The following is a 15,843-nucleotide window of genomic DNA, read 5'->3' on the forward strand; positions in this document are numbered from 1 at the left end:
CAACCGGCTCAAACAGTTCAGAGGCATCGCCACCCGCTACGACAAGCTCGCCGTTCACTACCAGGCAGGTGTCACCATCGCCTGCCTGCTGCTATGGCTCTTATGAGATCCACAAAACAGGCCCTAGCGTGTCCGCCACGTGCCAACAGGCGGTCATCTCGCCATGGACCCGGGACCGGAGCGATTACGTGGGCGTCTTCTTCGAGTACTACCGTGCCGCGGACCGTGCCGCGGCGATCGTTCAACCTGAGCATCCCCGCGAGACCGCCGATGCCTCGTGTGGACTGCCGGAGTTCGATGTGGTGGTGACCAAATGGATCGACCCCGGAGTGGTCCTGGGCCAGCTCGTCGCGTTCGCCGGCCAGGTCGACTATTCCGTGCGGCTGGTCGAGGTGGTCGTGCTGTATCCACCTCCGGAGGGTGCGCCACGCAGCGACGAGGAGTGGGATGCCCTGCCAGAAGACTCCCCGTACCTGGAAGGGTCCTGCATCATGGAGCTGTCGGCTGAGGCTCGCGACATGCTCGCCGGCGTGGACGACGCCCGCCTGCCGATGCTGGCGGAGCAGTGGGCAGCCATCGAGGAGTTCTCCCGCTTCACCGACGATGACGACGGTTACATGCTGTCGCTCACCAAGGAGCTTGTCGGTCTCGCACGGCGGGCGAGAGAAGACGATCAGCTGCTCTACTGCTGGGTCGCCTTTTGAGGTGCCTGGCGGCCGTACCCGCTGCGTGCCCCTGTCAGGAGTCTGATGCGCTTCGGCTCCACCTCACAGAAGGCGGCGCAACTGATCATGGGCGGGCTTGTGCCTTGCGCTCTTCCCGCATGCGACTGAAGGCCGGCTTGGCGCTGTTCGCTGTCTACGCTGTAACGGCGGTGCCTGTGTGCCTGCCAGGTGGATGGCGAGTGATCGTGCAACCAGCGGCAGATGACGCGGTGGAGGTGTACTACGCACTGGGGTCGCCGGCGCCCCGGTCGGACGTGGGCATAGGGCCTTTCCATCAGGCCGTACAAGCCGCTCAGCGGCGGGCCGAGAGCTACCCGCACGATCTCGCCCCGCCCTACCTCCTGTACGCGCCATACCGGCTCGTCGCCCCCTACGCCACACCCCGAGGACAACAGCTGGCTTCCCCGCCGATCTCAGGAGTGGACACGGCATACGGGAAACCCCTTCCGTACCGGATCGTGCCCCAGGTCCGACCGGTGCGGAACAGCCAAACGGCGCTGACCACCTTGACGGAGGACAGAGAACACGGCAGGCCGATCGACGAACCTGAGGTCTCGGGGATGCACATCGAACCTGAGCTCAACCGGGTCGTCGTCGAAACGAACGCGTTCAGCCAAGACCTACGCCGCAGACTGGCCAAGCGTTATGGCGGACTCGTCACCATGGATTGGGACCCCTGGAGACGACCGATGCACCTGCGCTGAGAGGGGCTGGAGCGTTCTAGTCGCAAGACCGCACCGTTCGGAGCGTCCGATCTTGGCCAGCGAGGCCGCACGGTCGGGTTGAACTGATCGGAACGAGGATCCGAGCGATCGCCTCCTATGGTGTCCCGCCGACGGTCACTGCTCCGCGACCTGCCCGAGATGATCCACCTGACGGCCAGGCTCGGCCGCCACCCCGAGCCGCGCGCGGCCGTCGACCTGCTGGGCAACGAGGTTCCCGCCGTTTCACCACGCTGACCGGCCGGCCGCCACTGACCTACCTGACCTGGCGGCCGGCCTCCTGCGCGCATCCGACGCCCCGTTCAGCGAGGTGGCCACCCACGTCGGCTACATCACCTCCGGGTGGACCAACGTCTTCAAGCGCCAGTACGGCATCGCCCCTGGCAAGTACCGCCACCAGGGCCACTCATAGATATTTGACACGACATACATGTCGTGTAATGTAATGCCCATGAGAGACGAGATGGCCAACATGATGAGTCCGATCAAGCACGTCTCGGTGGTCAGCACCGGGACGGTGGCGATCCACCCGGAGCACGTGGCCGCCACCCGCAAGCCGATGTACTGGTGGCTGTTCACCTCGCGCCGGTGGACCCCTCCCCTGCCGATCAACGTCTACGTGATCGAGCATGAGGACGGGCTGGTGCTCTTCGACGCCGGCCAGGACCGGGCGTCGGTGACCGACCCCGGCTACTTCCCCGGTGGCATCACGGGCGTGATGTACGACCGGCTGGCCCGTTTCGACATCGGCCCGGCCGACACCCTCACCGCCCGGCTGGCCGCCGGCGGTTACGACATAGCGGACGTACACACGGTGGTGATCTCCCACCTGCATCAGGACCACATCGGCGGGCTGCGGGAGCTGACCGGCGCCGAGATCGTGGTCAGCGGCAAGGAGTGGCAGACGCTCGACGGAGCCCTGCCGGAGCTGCGGGGGCTGCTGCGCTCCCACATCGACCTGCCTGGGCTGCGCTGGCGGCGCATCGAGTTCGGCGACGTCCAGGATCCCGGGCTCGCGCCCTTCACGACCGGCCACGACCTGTTCGGCGACGGCAGCCTCGTGCTGCTGCCCACCCCCGGCCACACTCCCGGGTCACTGTCGCTCCTGGTCCGCGGCCCCGGGCACCCGCCGCTGCTGATGGTCGGCGACCTGACGTACGACGCCCATCTGCTGCAGGAGGGCCACACGCCGGGAGTGGGCGAAAGGCGGCAACTGGCCGACACCACCAAGGCGATCAACTCGCTGCGGGAGCACAACCCGGGCCTGGTGATCCTGCCGGCCCACGATCCGGGAGCGGCCGCCCGGCTGGCGCCCGTGACCACGGCTCTCGCCGGGAGGCGGCAGGCGGTCGCACATGCGAGCCGCTGAAGAACTCCGCTACCTGATCCTGGCCGCGCAGCGGGAGGGCAACCGGCTGCTCGGCCAGGCGCTCAAGCCGCTCGGGATCACGCCCTCCCAGGCCGAGGTCCTCCGCATCCTGGCCGACCACCGGCCCCTCACCCTCTCCGGGCTCGGCGAGCTGCTGGTCTGCGAGAGCGGCAACAGCCCCAGCCGCCTGGTCGACCGGCTCGCCACGGTGGGCCTCGTCGACCGTAAGGTGTCGGCACACGACCGCCGCCACATCGAGCTGTCCCTCACCGAGGAGGGTATGCGCCTGGCCGGGCAGATCACCGACATCGAGCACGATCTCTACCGATCCATCGACGCCGCGGCCGAAGGGCGCGACGTCGATCAGATCACCGGATTCCTCCGGGCGTTCGTCGCCGACCTGCCGGCGGGGCAGGCACTCGCTCGCCGAATCGCCGTCGAGAAGGAGCCCGCCCATGACCGCGCACAAAGAGACGTGCAAGGCTAGTTCACGCGGGTGACGCGGCCCAGCCTCGGGACCGGCAGCGGGCTATGGGGCCCGTCGAGGACTCGAAGGCATCGATGTCGCGTACCTTATCCACCCGGTCGATGCCCTCGGTCAGCACGAAGTAGCCGCCGTCGGCGATGAAGGAGTTGGCGGTCAGGCGGTACTGCGCGGCCACGTCGGACACCCACGGGTGGATGCTGAAGAGAGGCAGGGGTACAGCGTGGTGATCGTGCAGCGGATCGTGGTCCGGTGGACCAAGCACGTGCGTGGCGCCGCGGAGGCCACGCGGCGACGTGAGATCCCCTCAACGTTCGAGCTGCCGCCAATGCCCGACGCTCCACTCGTCGTCCATGATCTGCTTGCCGAGGAGCGGACTGGATATACGCCGACCGCTGTCATCGGCGACCACACCCTTCCGGCGCAGCTCAAGGGGCTGCGATTCAAGCTGTCCGGAGCAGCGGTTGAAGTAGTGCGGACCCCTGTGTGGGCCGCATATCCGACCAACCGCTTCCCTGGTCTGGTGTTCCTGCTTCAGCCCGGCGAGCATGCCCGTTACCAGGCCAATTTCCGTTTCAGCGGCTACAGCACCGCGTGGTACTACGAGCAATGGACCGTCAACATCGCCCATGAGCCGTGGCGAAGCGACGTGTTTCTGACCGAGGAGATCGACCACGACAAGGACGAACGGGTGTCCTTGTACGGCGGGCCCCGCTGACCTACAAGCGACATCGATCTTCAGTCCCCAGGTGCGGGGAGACCCGAAGTTGCTCCTGAACTTACCGGGGGCTCAGTGGGCGGCACGCTCCACCCGCCCACGCGTTCGGCACGCGCGAACCACGAACGCATTCCGCGGACATGGATGACCACCGACGGATGGGGATCGCCGACGCCTCCGTGCCGGCGGGGTACGGCGAGCGGGACGGGACGGCCGCTCGCACTCTTGGGAGGTTCAGCAGGACGGCGGCCGGCGGGACCTCCGCTGCGCGACAGCCACGCCACTCACCTGGCGACGCCGACGTCCCGCTCCAGCTCACCAGGGGCAGGATCCGCCACAAGGATTCCCGCCCCCATGACGTACCCGCTGACCACCCGCTTCTCCCGGAGGAAAGGGGACGCTGCCCTTTCCTCCGGACGCGGTCCACGTCCCCCTTCGGGGGTTGCGGGTCACAGGCTGCGGGCGGTGATGTCGCCGTTCGAGGTGGTGGCGTGGATGTCGAGCTCGGTCGTGCCGTCGTTCTTGAGGGCGTTGGTGATGCGGCCGTGGCTGGTGCCGGCGTCCAGGGAGGCCGAGACGCCGGGGGCGGCGGCGATCGAGATGTCGCCGGACTGGGTGTGGAGCACGACCTTGCCGCTCACGGCCTCGGCGATCCGGATGTCGCCGCGTGCGGTGGTGATCTCCGCGGGGCCGGTCAGCCGGCCGACCTCGACGTCTCCGTCGACTGCGGTGAGGTTGAGGCTCGCGGCCTCGTCGATCTTGATCTGACGGTACGCGCCTTCGAAGGTGACGTCGCCGAGGCGGCCGACGCCGCGGAGCTCGGTGCTGGCCGCCTTGGCCTCGACCCGCGAACCGGCGGGCAGCTGGACCGTCACCTCGACGGCTCCGGAGGGGCCGAAGTACTGGTTCTTCTCCGCGGCGGTCTCGATCCGCAGGACACCGTCGGCGTATTCGACCGTGGCCTGCTCCGCCGCCTTCACGTCGCGGCTCTTCGAGGCGTCCGCGGGGCGGACCTCGACGGTGGTGTCGGCCCGGTCGGCGGCGATGAACTGGACGCGCCCCGCGGGGATGTCCAGGACGGCGGTGATCGGGGCGGAGGTGTCGAACTTCTGCATCATGTGCTCCTTGTGCGCCATGCTGTTTCTGACGTCGCAAACGCTACGTTGCATTCCAAAGCTCTGCAACACCCATGTTGCGAAGAATCGACACAACTGCAGGTAGACATGACAAAATTGTTGCAACGGTCATCGCGGTTAACGCAATGACAGCCGTCTGATCATTGCAATGTGTTGAAGCTGAACGCTATGCTTCAAGTGTCGGGGAACGCCGAGCAGCGCCATGGAGCACCCATGGGGCATGAAGGAGGACGGGATGCCGGGAGGCAGGCTCACCCAGCAGGAGCGCCAGCAGATCGCGGTGGGGCTGGCCGACGGCCTGGCCTACGCCGAGATCGCCCGCCGCCTCGACCGTCCCACCTCCACGATCACGCGTGAGGTGTCGCGGAACGGCGGCCCCACCGGTTACCGCGCCGAGTTGGCCCACCGCGCCACCCAGCAGCGCACCCAGCGGCGCCGGCAGGCCGCCCCCCGAGGGCCGCAGGCGCCCCCGCAGCCGTACGGACGCGACGCCGAGGCCGTACGCGAGTACGAGGAGATGTGGACCACCGTCCTCATGCAAGGGGGCACGCCCAAGATGATGGCCCGGGTGCTGGCCTGCCTCTACACCACCGACACGGGCAGCCTCACCGCCGCCGAACTCGTCCAGCGCCTCCAGGTCAGCCCGGCCTCCATCTCCAAGGCGATCACCTACCTGGAGAGCCAGGACCTCGTCCGCCGCGAACGCGACGAGCGCCGGCGCGAACGCTATGTCGTCGACGACGACCTCTGGCACCAGTCGACGATCGCCAGCGGCCGATCGCTCGCGCAGGTCGTCGACCTCGCCCGGCAGGGCGTCGGCGTCCTCGGCCGCGGCACCCCGGCCGCCACCCGCCTGGAGAGCGTCGCCCGCTACCTCGACTTCGTCGGCGAGAGCCTCATCCGTGCCGCCGAACAGGCCCGCGAAATCCTCTACACCAGCACCGAAGCGGTTTCGGACGGCGCCGCCGAGGAGACAGCCGTCCCGACGGCCGCAGCATCGCCTCAGTGAATACTGCCGTTTTCCTTCATGAACGCGCTGTAGATCAGCTTGTCGTCCGCGGAGAACGCCTCTTTGTCGAAGAACTGGAATCCGAACTCGCGGCGGACGATGTTCGTTCTGTTGTACAGCTCGTTGTCGGAATTGGACCAGGCCCCGATGAGCTGCTTGTTGTCGGCATTCTGCATCTGGAACGTGTCACCGTCGAAGACGCCGCTCTGCACCCAGGTCTGCGCGGTCATCTTGTCGTAACTGTCGTACAGTTTGCAGGCCCCCGTCGTGTTCCGCCAGTTGAAGAAGAAGGTGGCCCCGCCGATCGTCGCGTTGATCACGAGGTTGCCGACGGAGTCCTTGTACAGCGTCCAGCGCACGGCCCCGTCCGTGGTGCTCTTGGCCGCGAAGAGCCACTTGTCGTCGCCGTCCGCGGACACGTAGCAGCTGAACCCGGTGTTGTACAGGAAGCCGACGAAGGCCGTGCCGGTGGCGAACAGGGAGGAGGTCAGCCATTTGAGCGGAAGCGTCGGGTGGAGGGCGGCCAGATCCCGGTCGAGCTTCTCCCCGTTGTCCTGCGGCTTGACCTGTGATCCCCGGAGTTCGTGCACTCGCGCGAGCACTTCGCCGCGCCGCTGCATCAGTTTTTCCATGACCGGTCCTTTCGGATGGTTCGACGACGAGGAGGAACTCCAGGAGTGGGACCATGCCGACAAGGAAAAGTGACATGCTCATGAATTCCCGGCCATTCCGGCCGCGGCTAGAAATACCCGGGGCTTAGAATCACATAACCTGGGCCGAGGTAGATACAGTTTCTCCTTCCGCGCCGTATCGACCGATCTTGGAGCGAAAAGGGCCACCACCGCCGCCGCCGGTTCGCGCACGAGGGTCCCTGATCGTGGAAGCTTTCGCTATGAACACCTCCGCCGACGACGGCTCATCGGGACGGGCAGGCTACCGGCGATCGGCAGGGTCGCCGCGTGGCGAGGCCAGGCGTCGGGAACTGCTCGATCGGATCACTGACGACATCGCGGTCAACGGGCTCGTGGACTTCTCGCTGCGGCGTGCCGCGCGGGCGGCCGGCACCACGCACAAGGTGCTGCTCTACCACTTCGACGGCGCCGACGACCTGCTCAAGCAGGCGATACTCGCGCTGCGCGAGAAGCGGACCGTCAACGCGATGGCCGCCGCCACCGTAGGAGGCCGGACGCTGGCGGATCGGGTGCGCGCCATGTGGCCCATGATCGGCGGGGACGATCCCGGCCTGCGGGTGCTCGACCAGGCCATCGGTCTGGCGATGTACGACCCCGGCCGCTACGCGTGGCTCGGGCGGGAGGCGTCGCGGCTCTATCTGCCGTCGTTGGTGTCGCTCTGCCCGGCGGGCTGGTCGGACCGGCGCAAGTTCGAGGTCGCCGAGATGGTCCTGGGAGCGCTCCGGGGGTTCCTGGTGGAGTGGCGGACCAGCGGGGACTCCGAGGGGATCGCCGCGGGGTTCGCGGCCCTGGTCCGGGCGTTGGAACGCGAGGAGGCCGCCGGCGAGTAGCGCCGGCGCGGCGTCGGGCATGGACACGATGCGAACCACATGGTTCACTTACCGCATGGAACACATGCCTGCGAAGCGTGCCAAGGTGCGCTTCGCCAGCGGCGACACCGAGTGCGCCGCCTGGCACTATCCGGGGACCAACGGCGCCTGCGTGATCATGGCCGGCGGCTTCGCGGTGCCCAAGGAGCCGGCCACCGACCTGTTCGCGCGGCGATTCCACGAGGCCGGCTTCAGCGTCCTCGCCTTCGACTACCGGGGTCTCGGCGAGAGCGGTGGCCGCTCGCGCCTCGTCCTCCCCGTCAGGAGCCAGCTGGCCGACTGGGATGCCGCGATCGCGTTCGCCGCGACCCTGCCGGGGGTCGATCCGGCCAGGCTCGCCCTGTGGGGCTTCTCCGCGTCCGGCGGTCACGTCATCCGCGTCGCGGCGCGCAACCCGCGGCTCGCCGCGGTGATCGCCCAGACCCCGAACGTCGGCGGCCCGGCCGCCATGCGCAGCGTGTCGAGCTTCCAGAAGCCCCTCGGGATGCTGCGCTTCACCGGCCGGGGCATCGCCGACGCCCTCGGCGCGCTCGCCGGCCGCCCGCCCTTGCTGGTGCCGCTCGCCGGCGAGCCGGGCGCCGTCGCGATGCTCACGACACCGGACGTCGGGGACGGCCCCAAGGCGCTCGATCCCGACAACAGGCACACGCACTGGGAGCAGCGGGTCGCGGCCCGCTCCGCGCTCCGCCTCGCGTTCTACCAGCCCGGCCGCGACACGCCCCGCGTACGGTGCCCGCTGCTCGTCCTCACCTGCGACCAGGATCAGACCGCTCCCCCGGGACCCGCCATCGAGGCGGCTCGGCGAGCGCCGCTCGCCGAGCTGGCCCGCATGCCCGGCCGGCACTACGCGCCGTTCATGGAGATGCACGAGCGGGCCGTGGACGTCGAGCTGTCATTCCTGCGCCGGCACCTGCTCGATCACGCGCCCGCGGAGCCGGGCACCGACTCCGCGCGGCACCGAGGCGGGCGGACATGAAGGACATCTCCGCGAGCTCACCCGAGCCGTCCGCCACGCCCTGGCCGTCACGCCACCAGGCCCTGCTCGGCCAGCTCGGCCAGCTTCACCGTGTAGAGGCCGCCGCGCTCGGTCTTCACCTCGGTCACCTTGAGCTGCGTGCCGGGGGCGAGGATGAACTCCTCCTCGCCGGTGAAGGCGGAGAAGCTGCGGATGCCCACGGCCCGCGCCGGAAGCACCTCGAACAGCGTCCGCTTGCCACGGCGGCCGAGGAACGCCTGTGCCACGCTCAGCTTCGACGTGCACGAGGACACGCCCCACCACGTCACGGTCCGGCCGAGCGGGTACTGCGCCCGCAGGTCGAGCGACACCCCGCGCCACAGCGGCTCCTTGCGGGCGGGCAGACGCGAGACGGCCGAGAACAGCAGCCGTAGATACGGGAGATAGGGGACGACCTGGGTGCGGTCGGGGTTGCGCAGGGTCGCGTTGATCTGCCGGTAGAACGCCGACTCGCAGGTGTAGAGGTACAGGGCCGCGACCTCGTCGGCGGACAGGCCGGCCTCCGCTTCCCCCGCCTGCTTCTCGCCGAACCGGTGCGACTGCTCCACGTGCCAGTCGAGGCCCGGCAGCAGCTCGGCCGCCGGGGTGATGGCCTCGCGGAAGTCCATGAGCGGGGTGTCGAACACGCCGGTGATCGCGGGCAGGACCAGCCCCTCGTCCTTGACCCCGGCGAGCCGTTCCAGGTAGAGCTTGTGCAGCTCCATCGTGGAGGTGATGAACGCCCCCATCCGGTCGGCCGTGTCCGCGTCCGCCCCGCCGGCCCGCGCCGTGAGCGTGTTCCAGCCCTTGCTGGGCAGCCAGTCGATCTCGCCGGTGCCGAGCTCCCTGAGCGCCGTGTTCACCGCGGCGAAGTGGTCGCCGTCGCAGAAGATGTCGCCCTGTGCCGCGGGGTTGGGGTGGTCGATGTGCCGGACGTCCACCTCGGGGTACTTCTGCTGGAGCCGGAGGACGACCGCCTTCAGGCTGCGGGCATGGACTCCCCACCACGCGAACACCACCCCCCTGTCCTCCTCGTCGGCGTTCTGCTTGGCCTTGAGGATCTCCTCGACCAGCTTCTCGACGACCGGTCGCCAGAACGCGGTGTGCTGGTCGGTGCCCATCGCCCCGTCGCCGCTGGCGGTGAGCGCGGCGTTCAGCAGCAGCACGCCCTGCGTGAGCATCGCCTGGAACCACTCGGGCGGCTGCACGGTGTCGTGCTTCTTCAGGAGGGCACGGATGTCGGCGATCGGCGTCTTCTTGGGGATGCCGTGCTTCCACATCGCCGCCGCCTTGATGATGCAGCGGATGGTGATGACCTTGCCGAACTGGCTGTCGGCCCAGTCGTGGAAGGTGTTGTCGAACATGGCGATGCCGGTGGCGCTCTCCGCCCGCGGATACGGGTTCTGGCCGAAGACGACGACCTTCCACTTGTGCGGCGGGTTGGGCTTGAGCGCCTGGAAGGTCAGCTCGCGGACGGGTACGACGTTCGGGCTGCGGCCCGGGCCGATGAACGTGGCCGCGGCCGGCCGCGCCTCGATGACCGGCTTCAGGAGCGGCAGCCACGGCTCGCCGCCGCCCTTGAACAGCTCGGCGAGGGCCAGCGGGTCATCCGGGCCGGGCGGGGTCGGCTGGGCGGAGGCGTCGGTGTCGCGCATGGGGGCTCCTGGCTGGGCGGGCGTGCCGGCGGCGGCACGGATGGTCGAGGTGGGGGGAATTGTGCCGGGTGAAGATCCCGTATGCGAGATCGTCCGGCAAGATCTCGTTCGCCTCCGAGGGGCGATATCTTCGCAGGTGCCGCAGACATCCTTCCCCCGCGACCGGAGTGAGCCATGACCGTCCAGCCCATGAAGCCGCCGCTCGAAGTAGTGCTGGCGGACGTCAACGCGGAGGTGGTGGAGACGTGGCGCTCGGCCTTCGCCGACACCCCTGAGATCGAGATCCTCCAGGCATCGATCCTCGACCAGCGCGTCGACGCCTGGGTCAGCCCGACGAACTCCCGCGGGCGGATGGACGGCGGGGTCGACGCGGTCATCAAGAAATATCTCGGGGCGGGGATCCAGCTGCGCGTTCAGCGGGCGATCCGCGACCGGTTCGGGGGGTCCCTGCCGGTCGGCAGCGCCGTCTGCGTGCCGTCGGGGGCGGTCAACCCCAAGTTCCTGATCTCGACGCCGACCATGGAGCAGTCGTCGCAGGACGTGAGTGAGACGCTGAACGTGGCTCTGGCGTGCGCCGCCGCGTTCCAGGCCATCCACATGCAGAACGAGAAGGAGCCGGGCAGCATCGCGTCGGTGGCGCTGGTCGGCATGGGCGCGGCGACGGGCCGGGTGCCGGCGAGGGTGTGCGCCAACCTGATGTGGACGGGCTACACCCTGTTCAACGACTATTCCTTCCAGGACTTCGACGACCTGCGGAAGACGATCCGCGAGCAGCTCGACGACATCGAGAGCCGCCCCGAGGAGGAGCGGGTGCGGATCGAGCCGCCCCGATCCCGCGGCTGACGCTGTGCGGCCGAGCGGTCCGACCGCCCGGCCGTCCTGAGGCGCGGCCCCCTCGGCACGGCCCCGTCCGTGAATCCGAATGCGGGCTTCGGCGGAGTAAGGGTGTACGCCGTCGAAGGGACACCCGCCGCATGACCGCCCCACCGGAACCTCCCACCCCGCCATTCCGTGCCCGTCGAACGGCTCCGCCTCCTGCCGGAGCGGCCACCGGGCAGCCGGATCGGGCGGGGAGGCCGGGTTGCGCGTCCATCTAGTGCTCGCGGCCAAGCGCGCGGGCGTCCCGGTGCCGTCCGTGGCTCTCGAAGCGGCGCGGGAGGCGATCACGCGTGCCTTCCCGGTGCCGGCCGAGACTGTCAGGTCGGCCGGATGGCGGTCGGCCGCCGGTGACACGGCGTTGCTGTCCTGGTCCAACGAGCCGGAGGGACACGGGCTGCCGCTCGTGTGCTCGGGCGGCGGCCGGCTGATGGGCCTCACCGGGCATCTGGCCGAACCCGCCGAGGTGGAGCGGTTGCTGGCCGCTCCCCGGCTGGGGGAGGCGGCGGTCCGTACCGGCGGTGTCTTCTCGGTCTTCCGGGCCGGCGAGGGGGAGGTGGGCGCGGCCACGGGGCTCACCCGGGCGTGCCCCGTCTTCTACGCCGAGACCTCGGACGTCCATGTCGTCGGCAGCCGGGCACTGCTCGTCCACCTGGTGGCCAGGGCGGCCGAGACGGCGTCGCGCCGGCCGGAGATCGCCTGGGATCTGCCGGCGATGGAGTCGATGGTCCGCGCCGGGTACTTCCTGTCCGACGAGACGCCGTTCCACGGGGTCGGCGCGCTGCCGCCCGCCGCCGAGATCAGGATCACCGCCGGTCGCCGTGCCGTCACCGAGGCGCCGCTCCCCGAGGCACGCCCGGCCCCCGCCTCCAGGCGGGCGACGCGCGCCCAGGTCGACGAGCTCGCCGACGCGCTGCTCGCCGCCGTGCGGCCGCTGCGGAGCACCACCGAGCCGGTACGTCTGTCGCTCACCGGAGGCCGCGACAGCCGTCTCCTCGCCGCGCTGCTGCACAAGGCGGACATCCCGTTCGTGACGTCGACCTCGGGGCACGACGACCACCCCGATGTGGTGATCGCCGGGCACGTCGCGGAGGTGCTCGGCGTCCAGCACCGCGTCACCCGCCCGAAACGGTCCGAGGGCGGCACCGAGCTGATCGTCCCGCATCCCCGCGTTCGCACGCACAACGCGCTGTTCGCCTGCGAGGGCATGATCTCGGCGTACGAGAACATCCCCGGCGGCACGCGGTTCGACCCCACGCCCCGGATGTCCGGCCACGGCGGGGAGATCCTGCGGGGCGGCTTCCTGCAGAACCAGGCCGACCTTGACGCCAAGGCCGTCAGGCGCAGGGTGGACGGCCTCTTCGGCAGGAACGCCGACCTGCTGACCAGGGAGGCAAGGGAGCACGGCCGCGCCCTGGCGTCCCCGTGGCTGGACCGCTGCCGGGAGGACGGCGCGAGCGTGCTGGACCGGCTGTACCTGACGTACCGCGTGGGCCGGTGGCACGCCGCGTCCCGCGCGTCGTTGCTGCGCGGCCAGAACCCCGTCCCGCCGTTCCTCGACAACCTGGTCGTACGGACCGCGCTGAGCATGGATCCGCTGTGGCGGCGTTCCGAGGCGCTCATCCACGGGGTGATCGGCGCCTTCGCGCCCCGGTTACGGGACGTCCCCGTGGAGGGCAGGCCGTGGCGGTTCACGGCCGAGGAGCCGCCGCGCCGCGGCCTGATGGACCGGCTCCGGCCACCGAGGGCCCAGGCCGTGCCGGCCGGCGGTCCTGCCCCGGCCGGCAAGCCCTGGAACTGGCGGACGAAGCCCTCTCAGGAGCTGGTCGACCTGATGTCCGCGGGCATCATCGACGCGCGTGGAGCGCTGAAGGGCGACGGGCTCGCGAGCGTCGTCGACGAGGACGCCGTGGCGCGGCTGCCGGAGTCCCGGATGGACGTCCTGTGGCATCTGTACACGGTCTCGGTGATGCTGACGGACGCCTTCTCCACGCCCGCCCCTCCCGATCTTCCCCCTGTGCACGTTCCCGTGCCGGGCTCCCCGCCCGAGCGTCACCGGTCGTGACGGCCGGGACGTGCCCCCACCAGGCCCGGACGTGCCCGCACCAGCCCCGGACGTGCCCGCACCAGGACGACGCCGACCGCGAGCGCCGTGGCCAGGCAGACAGGGGTGTAGAGGAACAGGTTCAGCCGGTAGAACGCGCTCGCGGTGTCCGTGCCGAGGCCGAAGGCCCATGCCAGCCCGAGCTCCCCGCGCACCAGCGCACCGGCGCCCACGGCCAGCGTCACCGCCCTGGCCACCCACCCGCCCCGGCCGCCGGAGGCCGCCGCCACCGACAGGGCCGCCAAGCTCAGCAGGAGGACGAGCGGCACCAGCACCCGGGCGGTGAAGGGCACCTCGACGTCGAGGACGGCCAGCGACAGCGCGCGGGGGTCGGCGACGGGCCGGATCAGCCAGAACAGGTGGACCAGTGCGTCGAGAAGCAGGACGGCGGCCGCGAACGCGCCGGGACGTGAGATGTTCATGCCCTCCAGGAGGCGGCGAACTTCCCGATGGTTCCATGGAACCTTCTGCCCCCGCGCCGCCTCTGGAAGGACATGAACTGGCCTGTTGCCGACCTGGACCCGGTGCGCCGGCTGCGCGTGCTCGCCGCCGGCGTCCCCGGCGCGCATGTCGCCGAGCGGATGCTTCCCGCCCCCTTCGAGCTGGTCTGGGAGGTGGTGAGCGACCTGGAACGGGAGTTCGGCACCTTCGAGCCTGACATGCGGCGGCTGCGGATCGTCGCGGACGACGGAGGCGGGCGGCTGGTGGCCGAGGCCCGCAGCAGGTACGGCATGCGTGCCCGCTTCGACGTGGACCTGCGGCCCGGCTGGTGCTGGATGCAGAGCAGGTTCCTGCTCGTCGGCCTGGCCGCGACCGCCGTTCCGGGAGGCACGCTGGTGGCGCAGACCGGCGGCGTCCGCGTGCCGGGACGTGCCGCGCTGGTGCCCCTGGGCGTCAGGACGGCCGGGGAGAAGGCCCTCGCCCGGCTGGCCGCGCGGATCGCCGAGCGTGCCCGATGACCGCGGCGCTCGTCCTGGCCGCTCAGCGCGGGGACACGATGGCGATGAACGACCTGCTCAGCGAGCTGACGCCGTACCTCGGCCGGATCTGCGGCCCGATCGCGCTGGACGGCGGGCAGGACGCGGTGCAGGAGGCGTTGATCGCCGTCTTCCGCAACCTGCGCGCGCTGCGCGAGCCCGACGCGCTGTACGGCTGGGCGCGGGCGATAGCCGTGAGAGAGGCCGTCAGGATCGCCAGGCGCGACAACCGGATCGGCCCCGCGGAGCCGGGCGACCTGCCGTCGCGCCAGGACGTGGAGCATGCGGTGGACATCCGCGACGTCCTGGAACGGCTCACGCCCGAGCACCGCGCCGTGCTGGTGCTCCGCGATGTGGAAGGGCTCGACGAGGCCACCGCGGCCAGGCTGCTGGAGGTGCCGGTGGGCACGGTCAAGTCCCGGCTGGCGCGGGCCCGGCTGAGCTTCCGCAGGGCCTGGCAGTCGTGAGGGAACCTCGGCGGGTCCGCCGCCCTCTTCCGATCGGACATCCACCGATTGGAGGGCACCGATGCGAACCCGCACCCTCGTGGTCCTGGCCACGACTCTCACGCTGCTCGTCTGCGCGGCCCTGTACGGCGCCTACGGCTACCGCCCGGCGCGGCAGAGCGGATACCGGCCCGCCTACCCCGAGCACGCGCAATTCCTGGAGACGCCGCTGGCCCGGTTCCACTACGTCAAGCAGGGCACCGGATCGCCGGTGGTGCTGCTGTCCCCCGGGGCCTCCTGGGTGTACGGCTGGCGCCGGCAACTGCCCGAGCTGGCCCGCGAGCACACCGTCTACGTGGTGGACCTGCCGGGCCAGGGCTTCACCACCCTGAAGGACCGCGGCTTCACCTGGGACCTGGACGGGATGACCGAGGCGATCGGCGCCTTCCTCGACGCGGCGGGCATCGAGCGCCCGGCGCTGGGCGGTCTGTCGTGGAGCGGCGGGTGGGCGCTGGCCTACGCGCAGCGGCATCCCGGGCGCGTGGCCGGCCTGCTCCTGCTGGCGCCCTCGGGCGCGGCCACCCGCGACACCTGGGTCTACGAGATCATGAAATATCCCGTCATCGGGGAGCTGTGGAACAACTGGTTCTACGCGGACAGGTCGAGCTCGCTGGAAGCGCTCAAGCGCATCCACGTCCACCAGGACCAGGTGACGGAGGAGGACGTGGACGCCTTCTGGGCGCCCGGCACCCTGGACGACAACCTGGAGAGCCAGTACCTGCTCGAACGCGGCCTTGACTGGCGCGAGACCATCGCCGCCATGCCCCGCACGACCACGCCCGCCCTGGTGGTCTGGGGCCGGCAGGACACGGTCAACCCCGTCGGCCAGGCGCGCGAGTTCCGCCGGCTCATGCCCGGCGCCCGGGTCCACGAGCTGGACGGTTGCGGACACGCCCTCACCACCGACTGCCCCCGGCAGGTCAACCGGCTCCTGGCGGACTTCCTGACCTCCGTGTGAGGGCGTTCGAGGGGCGGCGACCCGGTTCTCCGTCGGAACACACCGGGCG

The 15,843-nt window shown here is 70.1% G+C and carries 19 protein-coding genes and 1 pseudogene; 15 read left to right on the plus strand and 5 right to left on the minus strand.

Features of this window, described 5'->3' with window-relative positions; translation table 11 throughout:
- The 6 genes and pseudogenes from MTP10_RS03670 to MTP10_RS03695 all read left to right on the plus strand — a co-directional run.
- Positions 1-106 (plus strand): annotated as a pseudogene (locus MTP10_RS03670) (IS5/IS1182 family transposase); the annotation flags it as partial.
- 82 nt (positions 107-188) lie between these two features.
- The gene (locus tag MTP10_RS03675; RefSeq protein WP_310707545.1) at positions 189-704 is read left to right on the plus strand and encodes a hypothetical protein; all 516 of its coding nucleotides are present in this window, start codon (positions 189-191) and stop codon (positions 702-704) included.
- 119 nt (positions 705-823) lie between these two features.
- Positions 824-1,429 (plus strand): hypothetical protein, encoded by a 606-nt coding sequence (locus MTP10_RS03680; protein ID WP_310707546.1) that lies wholly within the window; start codon positions 824-826, stop codon positions 1,427-1,429.
- A gap of 117 nt (positions 1,430-1,546) precedes the next feature.
- Positions 1,547-1,684, plus strand: coding sequence for a hypothetical protein (locus MTP10_RS03685; protein WP_310707548.1), 138 nt, complete (start codon positions 1,547-1,549; stop codon positions 1,682-1,684).
- A gap of 214 nt (positions 1,685-1,898) precedes the next feature.
- Entirely contained in the window at positions 1,899-2,816 is a 918-nt protein-coding gene (locus MTP10_RS03690) for an N-acyl homoserine lactonase family protein (protein ID WP_310707549.1), read from the plus strand.
- On the plus strand, positions 2,803-3,303 hold the full coding sequence (locus MTP10_RS03695; protein WP_310707551.1) for a MarR family transcriptional regulator: 501 nt from the start codon (positions 2,803-2,805) through the stop codon (positions 3,301-3,303). Before MTP10_RS03690 ends, MTP10_RS03695 begins: the two co-directional genes overlap by 14 nt.
- Position 3,304: 1 nt before the next feature.
- Here the strand turns inward: MTP10_RS03695 and MTP10_RS03700 are convergent, their stop codons facing one another.
- Positions 3,305-3,487, minus strand: a complete 183-nt coding sequence (locus MTP10_RS03700) for a hypothetical protein (RefSeq protein WP_310707552.1) — start codon at positions 3,485-3,487, stop codon at positions 3,305-3,307.
- Positions 3,488-3,523: 36 nt separating this feature from the next.
- Between MTP10_RS03700 and MTP10_RS03705 the strand changes: the two genes are divergently transcribed.
- Positions 3,524-4,018: a hypothetical protein gene (locus tag MTP10_RS03705; RefSeq protein WP_310707554.1), complete on the plus strand. Its 495-nt coding sequence runs from the start codon at positions 3,524-3,526 to the stop codon at positions 4,016-4,018.
- A gap of 449 nt (positions 4,019-4,467) precedes the next feature.
- Here MTP10_RS03705 and MTP10_RS03710 read toward each other — a convergent pair whose 3' ends face one another.
- A complete protein-coding gene (locus MTP10_RS03710; protein ID WP_310708151.1) occupies positions 4,468-5,133 on the minus strand; it encodes a DUF4097 family beta strand repeat-containing protein in 666 nt (221 codons plus the stop codon).
- A 256-nt stretch (positions 5,134-5,389) separates the two neighbouring features.
- Between MTP10_RS03710 and MTP10_RS03715 the strand changes: the two genes are divergently transcribed.
- The gene (locus MTP10_RS03715; protein ID WP_310708152.1) at positions 5,390-6,163 is read left to right on the plus strand and encodes a helix-turn-helix domain-containing protein; all 774 of its coding nucleotides are present in this window, start codon (positions 5,390-5,392) and stop codon (positions 6,161-6,163) included.
- Here the strand turns inward: MTP10_RS03715 and MTP10_RS03720 are convergent.
- Positions 6,157-6,795: a hypothetical protein gene (locus MTP10_RS03720; RefSeq protein ID WP_310707555.1), complete on the minus strand. Its 639-nt coding sequence runs from the start codon at positions 6,793-6,795 to the stop codon at positions 6,157-6,159. The two genes, MTP10_RS03715 and MTP10_RS03720, sit on opposite strands and share 7 nt — an antisense overlap.
- 245 nt (positions 6,796-7,040) lie before the next feature.
- Here MTP10_RS03720 and MTP10_RS03725 point away from each other — a divergent pair, with 245 nt between their 5' ends.
- Together MTP10_RS03725 and MTP10_RS03730 are read left to right on the plus strand one after the other, a co-directional pair.
- The gene (locus tag MTP10_RS03725; RefSeq protein ID WP_310707556.1) at positions 7,041-7,685 is read left to right on the plus strand and encodes a hypothetical protein; all 645 of its coding nucleotides are present in this window, start codon (positions 7,041-7,043) and stop codon (positions 7,683-7,685) included.
- A 64-nt stretch (positions 7,686-7,749) separates the two neighbouring features.
- Positions 7,750-8,700, plus strand: a complete 951-nt coding sequence (locus tag MTP10_RS03730; RefSeq protein ID WP_310707557.1) for an alpha/beta fold hydrolase — start codon at positions 7,750-7,752, stop codon at positions 8,698-8,700.
- Between the two features lie 47 nt (positions 8,701-8,747).
- Here the strand turns inward: MTP10_RS03730 and MTP10_RS03735 are convergent, their stop codons facing one another.
- Positions 8,748-10,373 carry an ADP-ribosyltransferase domain-containing protein gene (locus MTP10_RS03735; protein WP_310707559.1) on the minus strand — a complete coding sequence of 542 codons (1,626 nt, stop codon included), beginning with the start codon at positions 10,371-10,373 and terminating at the stop codon, positions 8,748-8,750.
- 174 nt (positions 10,374-10,547) lie between these two features.
- Between MTP10_RS03735 and MTP10_RS03740 the strand changes: the two genes are divergently transcribed.
- Together MTP10_RS03740 and MTP10_RS03745 are read left to right on the plus strand one after the other, a co-directional pair.
- Positions 10,548-11,216, plus strand: a complete 669-nt coding sequence (locus MTP10_RS03740; protein WP_310707560.1) for a macro domain-containing protein — start codon at positions 10,548-10,550, stop codon at positions 11,214-11,216.
- A 238-nt stretch (positions 11,217-11,454) separates the two neighbouring features.
- A complete protein-coding gene (locus tag MTP10_RS03745) occupies positions 11,455-13,314 on the plus strand; it encodes an asparagine synthase-related protein (RefSeq protein ID WP_310707561.1) in 1,860 nt (619 codons plus the stop codon).
- On the opposite strand, the gene MTP10_RS03750 is transcribed toward MTP10_RS03745, so the two are convergent.
- Positions 13,302-13,775, minus strand: coding sequence for a hypothetical protein (locus tag MTP10_RS03750; protein WP_310707562.1), 474 nt, complete (start codon positions 13,773-13,775; stop codon positions 13,302-13,304). The two genes, MTP10_RS03745 and MTP10_RS03750, sit on opposite strands and share 13 nt — an antisense overlap.
- Positions 13,776-13,847: 72 nt before the next feature.
- Between MTP10_RS03750 and MTP10_RS03755 the strand changes: the two genes are divergently transcribed.
- From MTP10_RS03755 to MTP10_RS03765, 3 genes are all read left to right on the plus strand, one after another.
- Positions 13,848-14,312: a hypothetical protein gene (locus MTP10_RS03755; protein WP_310707564.1), complete on the plus strand. Its 465-nt coding sequence runs from the start codon at positions 13,848-13,850 to the stop codon at positions 14,310-14,312.
- Complete coding sequence (locus tag MTP10_RS03760; RefSeq protein ID WP_310707565.1) at positions 14,309-14,797, plus strand: sigma-70 family RNA polymerase sigma factor; 489 nt, start codon at positions 14,309-14,311, stop codon at positions 14,795-14,797. The genes MTP10_RS03755 and MTP10_RS03760 overlap by 4 nt, the downstream gene beginning before the upstream one ends.
- Before the next feature lie 61 nt (positions 14,798-14,858).
- Positions 14,859-15,794: an alpha/beta hydrolase gene (locus MTP10_RS03765; protein ID WP_310707567.1), complete on the plus strand. Its 936-nt coding sequence runs from the start codon at positions 14,859-14,861 to the stop codon at positions 15,792-15,794.
- Positions 15,795-15,843 lie beyond the last annotated feature (49 nt).

Origin of the sequence: Nonomuraea sp. 3-1Str (assembly GCF_031570565.1) — a bacterium.
Lineage (GTDB): Bacteria > Actinomycetota > Actinomycetes > Streptosporangiales > Streptosporangiaceae > Nonomuraea.